Genomic DNA, 15,420 nt, shown 5'->3' with positions numbered 1-15,420 from the left:
ATTCAGCAAAATGACAAAATTACCCTCCATAGGAAAACCAGTAAGCCGTTTAGAAGGACGTTTAAAAGTAACCGGAAGCGCAAAGTATGCAGGCGAATACGAAGCAGCCGATTTATTATATGGCTATGTTGTGAACAGTACCATAACCAAAGGAAAAATTGCAGTGATAGATACTACAGATGCAAAAGCCTTAGAAGGAGTAATTGAAGTTTTTACGCATGAAAACAGACCTTCAACTGCCTGGTTTGATTTTCAGTATGCCGATATGGATGCACCGCCCGGTACGGTTTTTAAACCCCTAAAAGACAATGAAATTAAATACAACGGTCAGCCTATTGCATTGGTTGTTGCCGAAACTTTTGAAATGGCACGGTATGCTGCCATTAAGATAAAAGTAGCTTATATTGAAGAAGAATTTGAAACAGACCTGGAATCAAATATAAACCAGGCCAGAGATCCTAAAAAAGGTCTAGCTTCGATGCTCAAACCGCCTCCGCCAAAACCAAAAGGTAATTTCGAGGAAGCCTATCAAAATTCTTTTGTTCGAAGTTCAGGTGAATTTAAACACGGAACAGAGCATCATAATCCGATGGAGATGTTTGCAACTACTGTTCTTTATGAAGGTAAAAACAAACTAAAAATCTACGATAAGACACAGGGAACCATAAATTCTCAAATGTATGTAGCGAATGTTTTTGGTTTAAAAATGAAAAATGTGCAGGTGATTGCGCCTTCTGTTGGCGGTGCTTTTGGATCCGGACTTCGGCCACAGTATCAGCTTTTTATGGCTGTTATGGCATCGCTTCATTTAAAAAGAAATGTTCGCGTCACTTTAGACCGTGCTCAAATGTATACTTTCGGCCACAGGCCGCCCACACTGCAATCTGTGAAATTTGGAGCTGATGAAAACGGAAAAGTAAACGCTATTTTTCATAAAGCAATAGGTGAAACTTCGCAATTTGAAGATTATGTTGAAGTGGTTGTAAATTGGGCAAATATGCTTTATCCTGCAGAAAACACTTTGCTGGAACACAAATTAGTGCCCTTAGATGTGTATTCTCCGCTTGATATGCGCGCTCCCGGTGGAAGTACGGGAATGCACGCGATCGAAATTACGATGGATGATCTTGCATACAGGTTAAATATCGATCCGGTCGAATTGCGCTTGATTAATTATTCTGAAACAGATAAAAGTTCCGATAAAAAATATTCGAGTAAGGAACTTAAAAAATGTTATTTGCAAGCTGCTGAAAAATTTGGATGGAATAAGAGAAATCCGGAACCCGGAAGCATGAAACGCGGCAATAAATTAGTGGGTTATGGAATGGCAACCGGAATTTGGGATGCCAACCGGCTTTTAGCGCGCGCTCAGGCAATCATGACAAGTGACGGGAAAGTAGAAATAAAAAGCGCTGTAACAGATATTGGTACCGGAACGCTGACCATTATGACACAAATTGCTTCAGATGAATTAGGCCTTCCTATTGATGAAATTACATTTTCCTACGCAGACAGTGCAATGCCTTTTGCACCGATACAAGGCGGGTCTTTTACGGTGGCGACAGTTGGTCCGGCTGTAAAAGCAGCCTGTAAGGCATTGAATAAAAAGCTGTTTAAAAAAGCAAAAAATATTCAGGATTCTGTTTTAAGTGCTGCCAGATTTGAAGATGTTATTTTTAATGAAGGTTTTATCTTTCTGAAAAATAATCCTGAACTGAAAATTAGTGTAGCTGAAATTTTGGAAGCTAATGACGGAAAAGAAATCAAAACAACAAATACTTCAATGCCAAATCCTTTGGTATATGGAAAAAAAGCAAGAGCAGTGCACAGTGCTGTTTTTGTGGAAGTGGAAGTGGACCAGGAATTGGGAATTATTGAAGTTAAAAGAGCTGTAACAGCCGTTGCAGCAGGAAAAATTATCAATCCGAAAACAGCCGAAAGCCAGATTTTAGGGGGAATGATTTGGGGAATCAGTAAAACGCTTCACGAAGAAAGAATTCTCGATAATCGTTTTGGAAAATACATGAACGCCAATTTAGCTGAATATCATATTCCGGTTCATGCTGATATTCATGAATTAGATGTAATTTTTGTAGAGGAAGAAGATTATTTTGTCAATGATCTTGGCGTAAAAGGTATTGGAGAAATCGGAATTGTGGGAATGCCGCCTGCGATTGCAAATGCCATCTTTCATGCCACCGGAAAACGCATATATGATCTGCCCATACATTTTGATAAATTATTGTAATCAGTCATTTTTGCATGAAATTAAATTGATCCTGTAAAGTGCCCGGGTATGGGACAGTTACAGGATCAAATTTTTAGTTTAAATAAATTATGGTATAAATTAAATTGGTCTTTTGTACACCGTTACATCATCTACCCACATCATTACTGTAGAAAATAGGTTGATTTTATTAGGATCAATAAAATTGGAATCTTTTGATCCAACATTCAGATTAAATATAATCGAGTGTGGTCCGAAATTATTTAAATTAAGATTCCCTGCACTACTATTGGTATACGTTGAGACGGTTACATTATCCACCTTGATAGTTACGATTACGACATTGTCTTTCATTTTCCAAAAGGATTCATATAAATGCCATCCGCCATTTCCGTTTATATCAAAATTACCCGGATAGTTGCGCTCTGCAGCGTTTCCTATAAGGTTCGTTCCGCTGGAAGTCCCATAGAAAAGATTTGAAGTAAAACGACTTGCATTAGGCGCAAAAGAATACCCTTCCATGATGTCAATTTCTCCTTTGGTTGGCCAGCCATTTTGCTGCACAGACCAGAAGGCAGGCCAGGCACCGTACGTTTGCGTGAAAGATTTGTAAGTTCCGCCATCCATCGCTACTAATTTAATATTGGCAGAAAGCATGTACTCGGTATTATTTTCAGGCTTATATTGATAATGAGAAGAAATGAATCCGGACTGATATTTGTACGTGCTCAACTTTGTAGTCTTGATTTCCAGACATTGTTTCCCGTCTCGCCATTGCGTAGTTGGGACCGAACTGGCATAGTCGCAATACCAGGAATTATAATCCGCTCGTTGTTCTTTCGTCCATTGTGACAAATTTGAACCTACATTAAATGTATCTTCAAATTGTTTTATCCATGGCGCACCGGCTACTTTGCCTGTACTGGTCTTTGTACCTGCAATTGCTGACTGCTCTTTTGCTGTTGGACTTGCGTCTTCTGCGCAGGAGGCAAATCCTAAACCTAGTACGCATGTCACTGTTAATGCTAATAAATTTAATTTTTTCATAATTTAATTTTTTTGGTTTATTAATAGTTGAAGTAAAGTATTATAGTCTTAAAAAATTTAATCTAAGCCTTCCAGAAATCCGGTATGAGCGCTTTTAACTGCAAAATTTGAATCGTACAGTAAAGGCCAGTCATTTCCCGGGTGGTTAAGTTCTGTGCTATACGGGATCCAGGATTCATTATCCCTCATTCCCCAGACAGTTAAGGCATATTTATTTGCTGCAGGAAGTGCATTATAAAGTTGCACCATCTCTTTGTATTTTGCTTTTTGGGCCAGTCTTCTTTCATTCGTAAAAGTCGAAATGTCATTCGATTGATTTACCTGTATGTCCAATTCCGAAACATGGACTTTAAGCCCTTTTGCTACCGCTTTATTCAAATCAGTCTGGATTTGGGCTTTTGTCGGGTTTAAGTAATTATTATGCATCTGAAAACCAAGACCGTCAATAAGATTACCTGCCTTTAAATCATCTACAATGCTAAAGACTTTATTTTGTTTTGGGATATTAGTTGAGGTTGCATAATCATTATAAAACAACAGTAAAGAGTTGTCTCCAGCTGCTTTTGCTGCATCTCTTGCCCATTGAAAACAATCTTTTACATAGCCGGCACCCATTCGCTGCAGAAAAATAGTATTTCTCATGGTAGTGCCATTGTCATCTACTGCTTCATTAACCACATCCCAGGATTTTACCTTTCCGGCATAATGGGTCACGACATCCGTAATGTATTTTTTTACTTCTGCTTTAAATTCGGCATCTGTACCCGAAAAGTCTTTTAACCATTGTGGCACTGAATTATGCCATACCAAAGCATGACCGTGAACATTGATGCCATTGGCATTTCCGTAAGCGACAATTTTGTCGGCCACTGTCCAGTTATAAACACCGCTTGTGGTAGAAATTTGATCCATTTTCATTTCGTATTCGGCAGAAATACTGCTGAATTCATTTTCCAGAATAATATCATAAGGGCTTCCGTTTGTTAATTGCGAAGCTTTTATGGCCATACCTATAAAAAACGGATTGGCTAATTTATTTGCTTTTACTTTTAAGAATGCAGGATCTTCCGGAACATTGCTGGTACCTGTCGTTACAACACTAATAACATTTGAATAACCGGAAATCTCTGTTGTGTTTTTGGCTCTAACGCGGTAGTAATATTGTGTACCTCCGGTTAAACCCACGACAACTTCGTTTAAGTCCATAACTTCTTTTGCATTGTAATTTGCGACAAAAGTGGAGAAATTTTCAGTTGTCGAAACATCCAGAAGATAGCTTTTTGCATAGGAAACATAATTCCATTTTGCTCTGAAACCTGCATCGTTTACGTCTTTTGGTGCGTTTGCAACAGGTGTTTCTAAAGTATTGGCTGCTATATTGTCTTCTTTTGAACAAGAATTAAAAAAGAAGAAGATACCGGTCAGCATTAGTAAAAATTTAATTTTCATACTGTCTTTTTATTATAGAATATCCTTTTGTGATTGTGAATATTCTTATTTATAGTTTCTGTTTTTTTGTTGTAAAAAGAGGTTGTTTTTGGTCACAACCTCTTTTTTGAAGTCTAAAGATTAAAACACAAGACCAATACTTATTGGTAGCGAATTTTAATATTATCGTATTTTATGACGCTGGGATTTGGTGTATCTCCCTGAGCGATTCCAACTTTAATTTCATTGATTTTTGAAGGATCCAATGCTGCAGCTGTATTTGAACCAAAACCGTAATTATCTTTAAAATCACTTAATAATATCGTCTTTGTAGTCCAGTTTACATCGGTTACTTTAAAGTTATAGCCATAATTTACACCATCAATAGTATTTAACTGAATGGCAAACTGAGCACCTGTAACATTCGCACTTACATCGATATCTATATATGTTTTTGAAGCATCATTATTGGAAGCGCTTAGGAAACTGGCACCACCGCCGGCACTGCTTCCGTTATAACCGTTGGCGGTTGAACCCGCCCATGCTAATGATGCATAATTGCCTGTTGCACCGCCTGCAGTACTGGCGTTAAAACTATCGAAATCACCATAAGAAGTCCAGTCACGTCTGGTACCGTTTCCGTCAAAATCAGACAGAAGAACCACAGTTGCAAAATTGATTGTTTTTTTTGCAGAACCTCCCGGAGTAGTAACTGCCAACTCTGATCCGGAGACTGCATCTGAAGGCAAACCGATGATAATGGACGTAGATGATTTTACAGTATAGCTTAGTGTTTTTCCGCCTAAAGTGATCGAAGAAACATTATAAAACCAGGTACCTTCAATTTCTAACGGAAATCCCGGAGTGGCAACTGCCGGAATTGTTTTCGTAATAGTAGGAACAGGCTGTAAAATCTCTATGTTTTTGGTTACAGATCCGGTTCCGGTGATAAACGTAATGGGCTGTACCCCAAATCGGCTTCCTAGTTTTTCATCAAAGGGAATAGTAAAAATAAACGCTTTATCTGAATTATAGTTAGGATTAAAACTGATATCAATCTTATTATCCAGCGTAATTTTCTTTAATCCTTTTAAACCTTCACCTTCCACTCTTACCTTATTTAACGGAAAAGCCTGATTCAGTAAATCTCCGGGTTCAGCTACCATGGCATCTATACTTGCAGTAGGGGCATCATCATTTTGACAAGCTGTAAAAGAAGCCAATGCCAAAAGAATTATAATTCTATAGGTTATTTTCTTAATCATAATAAAAATTAATTAAAGTTAAAAGGAACCGGTGGCTCTAATAATGATGGATTAGTATCAATTGCGGACTGCGGTAACGGCAATTCGAAATAATTGCTTCCAGGCGTTATCTTTACAGAAATTAAGGCTGTTCTGGCATCATCAGAATAAAAACCAACTTCCTGCTGCGAAATAATGGCTGTTGCTTCAGCCAGACCACGTCGTTTTAAATCAAAGAAATATTGTCCTTCTAGTGCAAATTCAATTCTTCTTTCGTTAAATAAATCATTTCGTGTAAGTACGGTTTTGGCTGGTAATCCGGCTCTGGCTCGTACTTCATTGAATGAGCTTAAAGCAGCGGCAGAAGTTGTTGAACTGGCTCCTGCTAAAATTGCTTCAGCATTCATAAGCAGAACATCAGAATACCTAAGTATAATCGTGTTTTGTGACGTTCTCATAAAAAACACATCGTTTCTTTCAGCAGCAGAACCTACAATGTACTTTCTGAAATTAGCTGCAGTAGATGAGTATATTTTTTTATATCTGAAACCTCCCTGATTTTTTAATAACTCAGGATAAAAATCGCCATCTGTCATGATGGTGTTCTTTTTTCTGGTGTCATTTGGCTCAAAGCCGCTTTGCAGTGAAATGGAAGGGAGGTAAACTCCCCAACCGTCTCCGCCACCGGTTATTCCGGTACCTCCGGGAACTATGTACGCCTGATTTGTATTTTGTGTTCCCCATTCCGTAGCAACGGCTTTCCATTGCAGGGCAAACATACTTTCGGCACTATTGTTATTCTCCGGACTGCTAAATAAATTGCCGTAATCGGAAATTAAAATATATTGATTTCCTATAATTTTTTGGGTTAACGCGGCACTTTGCGAATATTCATTCAGAGTTAAATGCACTTTTGCCAGAATACCCATGGCTGCAAATTTGGTAACATATCCTTTTTTTACTGAAGTGGCGGGCAAATTTTCTATGGCATATTCCAAATCCTGTTTTATGAATTTGTAAACGTCTGCCACCAGATTTCTTTTGGGCTGCGCTGCGGTTCCTGCCTTACTAATAATAGGTACAGCGCCAAAAGTTCTTACCAGATAAAAATAGGCATTGGCTCTCATGAATCTGGAAATTGCTATGGCATTTTTATACGATGCTTCAGGCAATTCGCTTTTTCTTGCTTCGACTAAACTCATCAAATTATTGGATTGATCGATAACTGAAAATAACGAAACGTATCCTTCTGTCAGGATTGGATTTTGTGAGGTTACCTGAGCATCTTTAAATTGTGCATAGGCACCATCAAAGGTAAAAGCGTTGCCGGCATACATATCTCCTACGGCAATCAGGAATTTATCGTTAAAAGTAAACCAGGGCTTAAAGTATAAACTCTCAGCAATTCCGTCAAAAGCGGTAACTCCTTCCGGTAAATCGCCCGGTGTTAATTGATTTTCAGATGGTGCATCCAGAAAATCATCAGAACAGGAAAACAAAGACAGCAATGGTATCAGCATTCCCATCATAAAAAGTTTAAAAAGTTTTTTCATGACTATTATTTTTTATTTAATGACTATGAATCATTAAGTTAATTGTGTTTTTATCAGTTTTAGAATTCTAAATTTAAACCCATTGAAGTCGTTCTTGGTACCGGATATCTTCCCAGATCAATCCCGCTAAGCGTTATATTTTGATCTAAATTTCCTAAAGCAGGGTCAAAACCGGAATATTTTGTCCACGTATATAAGTTTTGAACATTGACAAACAATCTAATTTTAGATATAATCGATTTTTCGAATATTTTCTTTGGTAAATCGTAGCTTAAAGAAACATTCTGAATTCGCAGATAAGAACCGTCTTCTACAAATCTGTTCGAGATTCTGCCATTTCCATTAGGGTCATTCAGGCTAATTCTCGGTTCATTTGTATTTTCATTTACTCCCGGTTCAAAAGCATCTACAGCTCTGGTACTCACGTTTGCAAAACGATCTCCAAATCCGGGATAAATACCATCTGTATAATGACGCGTAAAGTTGTAGATTTCATTCCCCTGACTTCCGGTTAAAACAACAGATAAACTGATGTTTTTATACTTAAAGTTATTGGTAAAGGAGTAGGTGAAATCAGGAATTGCACTTCCTATAGCGGTTTGGTCTTTTGCATCAATTTTTCCGTCACTATTAAGATCTTTAAAACGGATGTCACCAATTCCGGTTCCTGTTTCCTGAGTAGGTCCTGCAGCTAATTCTGCAGCATTTTTAAATAATCCGTCCGTAACATAGCCGTAGAACTGTCCAACTGGCTGCCCCTCTGTTGTTCTGGTCACGTTATATAAATCAAATTGTACTTTTCCTAATAAAGATTTGCCTGCTCCCTGAAAACTAGTCAGTTCATTATTATATTTTGAAAAAATAATTGTACTGTCCCATGTAAAATTTTCGGTAACGATATTTTTGGTATTCAGGGTAAGCTCGATTCCTTTAGTTTCAATTTCACCCGTATTCAAATAATAGTTAAGCGCGCTCTGATTCGACTCATCATTGATTTGCTTGGTCAGGAAATTGGAAGAATTTTTAACGTAATAATCAAAGTCTAATCTTACTCTGTTATTAAGCATTCCTAATTCAAAACCGGCATTAAAAGATTTAAGGGATTCCCATTTGATATCCGGATTACCTAAATTATCAATTGTTGGGGATACGCCTCCAAATGGAGATGCCGTCAGGGAAAGAATGGTCTGGTATCGGTTTGCCGGTATATTTTGATTTCCTACTGAGCCGTAACCTGCTCTGAATTTTAAATAGTTTACCGTAGAAGATAATGGCTCAAAAAACTTTTCGTTACTCACCGTCCAGCCTGCGGCAAATGACGGGAAATACCCCCATTTATTATTCGGTCCAAAGTTTGAAGAGGCATCTGCCCGTAAAGACGCTGAAAAAGAATAACGATCAGAAAAACTGTAGTTTAATCTCGAAATATAAGAAGTCATCGACCATCTGCCGGAACCATTTCCGTTAACGGCTGTATCGATATCACCTATATTTAAGTTATTAAAATCTTTACTTAGAAAATCACCCGATCGGTAACCGCTTAAGTATTCGTATTGACTTTCCTGCGCTTCCTGACCCAGCAAGAAGGTAAAATTGTGTTTTTCGTTTAAGGTTTTATTATACGTTAAATAGTTTTTTAAACTCCAGTAATAGCTTTGATCCTGTTGTTTGAATGACTTGTTTAAAAGCTCAGACACATTTCCTAAGGTATAGGCAGGCGCAAATGAACTGCTTTTTGCAAAATTTAAATCATATCCCAATTCCGTTCTAAAAACCAGTCCTTTGATAAGCGTAAAATCAGCAAATACATTTCCATTGATTTTATAGCGGTCTGATTTGGCATTATTGTATTCTGACAAAGCGATTGGGTTGGTGGCCTCATTTGCCGAAGAACCCAAACCACTTGTAGGGCCTGCAAAAGAACCATCAGCATATCTAACCGGTAATTCCGGAGATTGTCTTAAGGTATTCATTACTAAACCACCTCTGTCATCGTTTCGTACCACTTGTTGAGATGATTTACTGATTGACATATTGTTGCCAATTTTCAACCATGATTTTACATTTGAATCGACGTTTAATCGCAGCGACATTCTGTTGAAATCTGAATTCATAACAATTCCTTCCTGATCGAAATAATTTAAAGAGGTATAGTATCTGGTTCCTTCTTTTTCACCGGAAAAAGATATTTGATGATTGTACATCGTAGCAGTCCTGAAAAGTTCATCCTGCCAGTTGGTTCCGTTTCCTAATAAATTTGGCTTTTGATACTGATAGGGAACAGGCTCCCCATTTAGTTTGAAAATTTTAGCCTGATAAGCAGCATATTGTGGCAAGTTTAAAACATCAACGGAGTTTGTTACTTGCTGACTACCGATATAGGTTTCATAGGCAAAAGTCGATTTTCCTTTTTTTCCTTTTTTAGTGGTAATCAAAACAACACCATTTGCACCATTTGCGCCATATATTGCCGTTGATGAAGCATCTTTTAAGATGTCAATAGTTTCGATATCTGAAATATTTAATCCGGATAAAGCAGAATTTTTAGTTTGTCCGTTTCCTCCACCCAATGCACTGAATGAAAAGGAGTCGTTGTTCTTGTCCGCAAAAACAGGAGTTCCGTCAATTACATATAAAGGTTCATTTCCGTTAATAGAAGTAATTCCCCTAATTTGAACTGAGATTCCACCTCCCGGTGTACCGGAATTCTGAGTAACATTTACCCCCGCAGCTTTACCCACAAGGGCCTGATCGAGAGACGTAAAGGGTTTGTCCTGAATTTCTGAAGCTTTAATAGAAGAAATGGCACCATTTACATCTTTTCTTTTTGAAGTTCCGTAACCAATAACCACCACTTCATTTAATTTTTCAAGGTCATTCACCATAACGACCTGCATTACTGATTTGGTGTCTGCTGGTACTAACACGTTCTTATAGCCTATATAACTAAAGAGCAATGTGCTTTTTGGTTCTACATTGTTTAGCACAAAACCACCATCAAAATCGCTGGTAGTTGCATTTTTTGTTCCTTGCACTATTACACTAACACCGGGTAAGGCCATTCCGCCTGATGTTACTTTCCCTTTAACAGTCTGAGCAAAGAAAAAATTTCCCCACATACATACTATTAAACATAACAGTTTTTTTAATGTCTTTTTTTGCATAAAATTTGGTTGATTAATTAGTTAGTTTTTATTGGAAAATAGTTAACAGAAGTGTCTTTATGCATGCTTAAAATTGGAATCATGGAAAGAATACTTTTTTCTTAAATATTTCTTAACGAAAGTAAAATCTAGCGGGGTGTCATTGTAGAACAGATGAAGCATATTGTGCAACAAATGATGCAAAAAATGAAGCTACAACGTTATATGGTGTAAAAAAGGTAATTACAGTACTAAAAAGAAGAAGTGAAGTATTGCTAAAATAAATGCTTAAAAACTATTGTTTGTATAAAAAAATGGAAAAATACTTTTGATATCTTATTTTTTGTCTGCGATTACTAAGATGTTTTTTGAAAAAATTGACTTACAAAAAAAAGAGCTCCGATTTTTATATCGAAACTCTCCTGCTGATTGTATTTCATTTACAGAACTATTTTTAACGCTTATTCTTTTGTCTTTTTTTCCTGTGTAGGCAAATGTCCGTATTTAATTTTATAACATTTGGTAAAATAGGAGGGAGAAGTGAATCCTACTTTATAGCTTATTTCGTTGATGTTATTATTTCCTTTTTCGATCAGTTGTTTTGCTTTTTCTAATCGAACATTTCTAATAAATTCATTAACCGAAACGCCTGTTAATGTTTTTATTTTTCGATACAACTGACTTCTGCTCAGGAAAATTTTAGAAGAAAGCAGCTCCACCGTTAATTCAGGTTCGCTAATATTTTCATTAATAAATACAAGAATCTTTTGCATGAAATCATTATCGAGTGAAGTTGTTTTTTCCTTGCCGTCTTTTGTGATGCCGCTGTAAAACTTTTTGAACATGATCTGCCTGCTTGTAATAAGCTGTGCCAGACTCGATTTTAAGATGTCTAACTCAAACGGTTTACTCAAATACATATCGGCACCGGAGTCTATACCTTCTAGTCGGTCTTTTACCATTGCTTTTGCCGAGAGCATTAATAAGGGAATATGACTTGTTTTTAAATCCCCCTTTATGTTTTTACACAATTGCAATCCGTCCATTACAGGCATAATAACATCTGTAATGATTAAATCAGGTAATTTCTGAACCGCAAGTTCGTAGCCTTTCTGACCGTTTTCGGCTGTAATAACCTTATATATTTTGCTTAGTTCCTGTTTGAGGTAATTTCTTAATTCCGGATTGTCTTCAACAATTAAAACAGTGTAGGGTTTTGCAGGTTCAATAGCTGCATTTTCAACAGTATGGTTTGTTTCATCATCGTCTTCAGAAGAATGATTAACATGTTCAGTCAGAAATTGGTTTTTGCTTTTTTCTGTTTTGAAAACATTGTCGGCTATTTCGCTTTTCTTATACAAAGATTTCCCTAAAGGAAAGGTTACCGTAAATTTTGTGCCTTGTCCTACCTGACTTTCAACATCAATTCTTCCTTTGTGCAGCTCGATAAATTCTTTTACAACCTCTAAACCAATTCCTGTACTGCCGTAGTACTCTTTATTTACATTATTAACCTGATAAAACCGGTCAAATATTCTTTTGAGATCTTTTTTGTGAATGCCGGAGCCCGTATCAGTAATTGTGATGGAAAAAGACGGAACTTTATTGTCATTAATCAGCAACGAATTACCGGGATCTGATTTGTCTATCGAGATGGTAATAGAACCATTATCCGGAGTAAATTTAAAGGCATTTGAAATAATATTAAAGAGTATTTTTTCCAGCATTTTAGGGTCCAGCCAGTCTTCAAGCTCATCAAATGCAGATTCGAAATTAATCGTAATATTTCGTGCCGCAGCTTCTTCATCAAAATAACCAATGATTCCCTGCGTAAATGCCACAACTTCAATTTTTTTGGCCTGAAGGGAAATTTTGTTAAACTCTAATTTATTAAAATCCATCAGCTCATTGATTAATCTCGAAAGCCTGTCGGAACTTTTGTGTACAATTTTTAATTTATTATGTATTTCCGGAGACAGATTTTTGCTTCGCAGAATATCTTCCAGCGGGTTAATGATAAGAGTAAGAGGAGTTCTGAATTCATGTGAAATATTCGTGAAAAACTGCAATTTCTTATTGTTTAATTTCTCTGCCTGAATGTTCTTTTCTTTTTCTAAAATTATGGCTTGTGCAGCTTTAAAACGGTTTTGATAAATTTTATTGAAGTATCTGATCAGGAAAATCAAAACCGATGCGTATAGTAAATAAGCCCAAAAGGTTTTCCACCAGGGTGGCAGGATTTTTATTTTTAATTCTAATGGAGTATTGCTCCACGAACCATCGGCATTAGCAGACTTTACTTTAAAAACATAATCGCCCGCTGCCAGATTCGTATAGGTTGCCGTTCTGTTATTGCCCACATAATTCCAGTCTTTTTCAAAACCTTCCAGATAATAGGCGTATTGGTTTTTCTTGGAATAGTTATAGTTAATACCCACATATTCAATCGTAAAAACAGATTGGGTGTAGTTAAGGGTAATTTCTTTGGTCTGAGTAATTACTTTGGTTAGGGGCGAGGCCTCTTCATTGGGTTTTACAGATCGGTTGAATAGTTTAAAATCACTGAAATACAATTTAGGTGCTTTCTCTGTTTTTTTGATCTCATTGGGATTAAAATAATTTACTCCCTCGTAACTGCCAAAATACAATGCTCCGTTTCCATCCTTAAAGACCGCGTTATTGTTGAAATCGTTATCAACAAGGCCATCATCTTTAGTAAAATGGGTACTTTTTTTATTTTTAAAATCGAGTTTTGTTAATCCTAATCCGCCACTGATCCATAAAGAACCATTGTTGTCGGAAATTATGGCACGGACAGATTTTTCTTTAAAACCCGGAAAGTTATTATAGTTCGAAAATGCCTTGTCTTTTTTATTATAGTTAAACAATCCTTCGCCATCTGTGCCGATCCATATTGTTTTATCATTAGACTCATAGATCGATAAAATAGTCTGAATGCTGTTGTACTTCGTTTTGTCCCTGAACATGGCATCGCGCATTTTGGTCACTTTAAAATCAGCGCCGTCTTTTAAACTTACCTGATATAACCCCAGGATTGTTCCTACCCACAAAACATTATCGGAGTCTACAAAAACCTTACGAATAAAAGCGTTGTCTAAAGCGTTTTCTGTAAATGATTTCGATTCACAATGCATAAACGTGTTGCTTTTATTATCAAAATAATGCAGTCCTTTGATGAAAGTTCCAATCCAGATGCGGCCTTTCGAATCTTCCGAAAAACTGAAAATCCGGTTCGATTTTAAACCTGTTGTGTTTGCTGTATTGTAGTTTATGAAGCGGGTAGTGCCATTTTTCAAAAAGTAGATGCCGCGATCCCAGCTTCCTATCCAGATATTTTGTTTGCTGTCTATAAATATGGTCTGAATATCAGCAGCATCCAAACCGGAATAGTAGTTTTGATTGTTTTTGTTTACATGAATGTAACTTTTACTGGTAAGATTGTAAATATCAAGCCCTCCGCCTTCATTGCTGATTAACAGGTTACCTTTTTTGTCTTTTATAACCGAAGTTACATAACTGGTTTGTAGTGAATTATCGTTGTTGACCTGCGATTCAAGGGAATTGAATTTGTTATTGGGTTTGTCAAAAACGCCCAGTCCTTTATTAAAATAGCCTAACCAAAGTCGTTTTTCTTTATCTTCATATAAGGACCAGACCGAATTGGATTTTAAACTAAAGTCATTATACTTACTATGCAAATACTTCTGCAATACCTGTCCTTTATAATTTACAACCAGTAATCCGTCATTTTCAGTACCACAGATGATATAATCCTGACTGCTTTCTATAATCGATAAGATTTTGTTTTTGGTGATAGCATAATTTTCAAATTGGTAATTATCTGTTTCGGGTTTAATTTTGATCAGCCCGCTTTCCGTGGTTCCCAGCCATATATATCCAAATTTGTCGATGACAAGATTTTCTATATCCTCTAATAGAGGTTCTCTTTTAAATTTGTCTTTGTAAACCTGCTTAAGTTTTCCGTTTAAATCAAGTTCCAAAAGGCCATAACTCGTTCCCAGATAAATAATTCCGTGCTTATTTTTTACCGAAGATTTGATTAGGAAATTAAATTTCTCCAGCACCTTCGACGGAATCATAGTTGTTTTTAAAGTTTTTATGTTGAGTTTGAACAATCCAAAACCGTAAGTACCTAAGATTAAGTTGCCGTTATTATCCTGAATAATTGTTTTTACAGTAATGGGTTCGTCATAACCTTTTCTAATTACATCCTCAATATTGATTTTAGTGAAATTATCTAAATCCCTGTTGTACAGGCATAAACCATCATCTGTACCTACCCATAAATTATTATCAGAATCAATAAAAGTTGCAAAAATAAAGTTACTGTTGATGGAACCGCGCTTTTTATTGTATTGGTATCCAAAATAATTTACCCCGTCATATCGATACAAACCCGTGCCGTTTGTACCTATCCAGATAAAGCCATTTTTATCCTGAATAATAGAGGAAATGGCTCTCTTTGAAGTAGTTTCCTGTATGCTTCTAAATTGGTAGTTGTCAAATTTTTCCTGAGAAAACAGGCAATTCAGACCGATAAAGAAGCATAGGATGATATATTTAATCTTTTTCATTTAACAGTAGTATTGATCAATTCCGCCGAAAATTTCCTTTTATTTTAAGTGCAGTAAACAATATTAATAAAACTAAACAGGAAATATACTTTTTAAGTGTAAATTTTATCCTATTGCGAAAAACCTGAGCCCGATTATTAATTAATCGTGCTCAGGTTATTG

At 36.5% G+C, this 15,420-nt stretch carries 7 protein-coding genes; 1 reads left to right on the top strand and 6 read right to left on the bottom strand.

The features are described 5' to 3' along the window. Positions 1-10 precede the first annotated feature (10 nt). Positions 11-2,248 carry a xanthine dehydrogenase family protein molybdopterin-binding subunit gene (locus tag D0817_RS02060; protein ID WP_127336719.1) on the top strand — a complete coding sequence of 746 codons (2,238 nt, stop codon included), beginning with the start codon at positions 11-13 and terminating at the stop codon, positions 2,246-2,248. Between the two features lie 99 nt (positions 2,249-2,347). Here the strand turns inward: D0817_RS02060 and D0817_RS02055 are convergent, their stop codons facing one another. The 6 genes from D0817_RS02055 to D0817_RS02030 all read right to left on the bottom strand — a co-directional run bounded on the left by D0817_RS02055 (position 2,348) and on the right by D0817_RS02030 (position 15,258). Next, on the bottom strand, positions 2,348-3,274 hold the full coding sequence (locus D0817_RS02055; RefSeq protein WP_127336718.1) for a glycoside hydrolase family 16 protein: 927 nt from the start codon (positions 3,272-3,274) through the stop codon (positions 2,348-2,350). 57 nt (positions 3,275-3,331) lie between these two features. Beyond that, positions 3,332-4,723 carry an endo-1,4-beta-xylanase gene (locus D0817_RS02050; RefSeq protein WP_127336717.1) on the bottom strand — a complete coding sequence of 464 codons (1,392 nt, stop codon included), beginning with the start codon at positions 4,721-4,723 and terminating at the stop codon, positions 3,332-3,334. 140 nt (positions 4,724-4,863) lie between these two features. Beyond that, positions 4,864-5,967 carry a CIA30 family protein gene (locus tag D0817_RS02045; RefSeq protein WP_127336716.1) on the bottom strand — a complete coding sequence of 368 codons (1,104 nt, stop codon included), beginning with the start codon at positions 5,965-5,967 and terminating at the stop codon, positions 4,864-4,866. A gap of 8 nt (positions 5,968-5,975) precedes the next feature. Then, positions 5,976-7,499, bottom strand: coding sequence for a RagB/SusD family nutrient uptake outer membrane protein (locus D0817_RS02040; protein ID WP_127336715.1), 1,524 nt, complete (start codon positions 7,497-7,499; stop codon positions 5,976-5,978). 59 nt (positions 7,500-7,558) lie between these two features. After that, positions 7,559-10,618: a SusC/RagA family TonB-linked outer membrane protein gene (locus D0817_RS02035; protein ID WP_238160803.1), complete on the bottom strand. Its 3,060-nt coding sequence runs from the start codon at positions 10,616-10,618 to the stop codon at positions 7,559-7,561. 485 nt (positions 10,619-11,103) lie between these two features. Beyond that, the gene (locus tag D0817_RS02030) at positions 11,104-15,258 is read right to left on the bottom strand and encodes a two-component regulator propeller domain-containing protein (RefSeq protein ID WP_127336713.1); all 4,155 of its coding nucleotides are present in this window, start codon (positions 15,256-15,258) and stop codon (positions 11,104-11,106) included. Between the last annotated feature and the right edge of the window lie 162 nt (positions 15,259-15,420).

This window comes from Flavobacterium cupreum, from assembly GCF_003996965.1.
Classification (GTDB): domain Bacteria; phylum Bacteroidota; class Bacteroidia; order Flavobacteriales; family Flavobacteriaceae; genus Flavobacterium; species Flavobacterium cupreum.
Note: the sequence above shows the minus strand (reverse complement) of the source record. Positions and strands in the feature narration are given on the sequence as shown.